At 59.3% G+C, this 798-nt stretch carries 2 protein-coding genes; both read right to left on the bottom strand.

Going from position 1 to position 798, the window contains the following annotated elements:
• Positions 1 to 27: 27 nt before the first annotated feature.
• Positions 28 to 357 carry a hypothetical protein gene (locus tag HCA61_RS25855; RefSeq protein WP_169691056.1) on the bottom strand — a complete coding sequence of 110 codons (330 nt, stop codon included), beginning with the start codon at positions 355 to 357 and terminating at the stop codon, positions 28 to 30.
• Positions 358 to 390: 33 nt separating this feature from the next.
• Positions 391 to 798 (bottom strand): DUF3558 family protein (locus HCA61_RS25850; protein WP_169691055.1); only part of this gene is annotated, 408 nt, incomplete at its 5' end.

Genomic DNA, 798 nt, shown 5'->3' with positions numbered 1-798 from the left:
GGTATTCGTGCGGGAAGTGCGTGCAGGTTATGTGTCGACGTCGATCGACTGAAGCTGTCGTACCCAGTCGAATTCGGCGCCGAGGAACGCTTCGCCGCCTGAAGCGAATGCGTCGCGTAGTTGGGTGAGGGCGTCGATGAACTGTTCTACGCGTTCGCGTGCGGACTCGGGTGTGCCGGCGCCCTTGCGGGCGTAGCCCGCGGCGAGTTGCTTGGCGGACTCGAAGTCACCGAAGCCTTCAGCGAAGCCGAGCCTCGACGTAATCGCACTAGCTGTGCGGAGCTCAGAGAGCATGCTGTCGCAGATCGTCACGATCTCGTCGATAACGTGAGGGTCCAGCCTCACAAAGTCGCTCATGGCGGGTTCGTCCTCTCGGTCGGTGGATTTCCTTCAAGCCTTGAGGAGCGGCTCGACTGCGGTAACGAAATCGTCCAGTCCCGCGCACCATTCATCCAGCGGGACCGGACCCGTATGGTCCTTGTGGTAGAGTCGATTGAAGAGCACGATGCCGAAGTTGGTCTCGAGTACGTATGTGCACTCGTTGTCGCCGTTCGTACCGATCTCCCGTAACGCCGGACGCCCGTTGATTGTGATCTCAGTTGCGAACTGACCGTTCTTCTTCAGTTCTTCGTCCAGCGAGACGTTGCCAGCCATGACGTTGAGGTCATATCGCGCCAAAACTCCTGGTATTTGGACAGTTCCTCGGTAGTAGCACGCCAAGAACGTGTACGACCCCATCGGCATGTCCGCGAACTCTTTGTGTGCCGCGTCGTACCCTGCCGCGGTCATCACGTCGTC

The organism is Rhodococcus sp. HNM0563 (genome assembly GCF_012726195.1).
Taxonomy (GTDB): Bacteria; Actinomycetota; Actinomycetes; order Mycobacteriales; family Mycobacteriaceae; genus Rhodococcus.
This window is presented reverse-complemented; position numbering and strand designations above follow the sequence as displayed.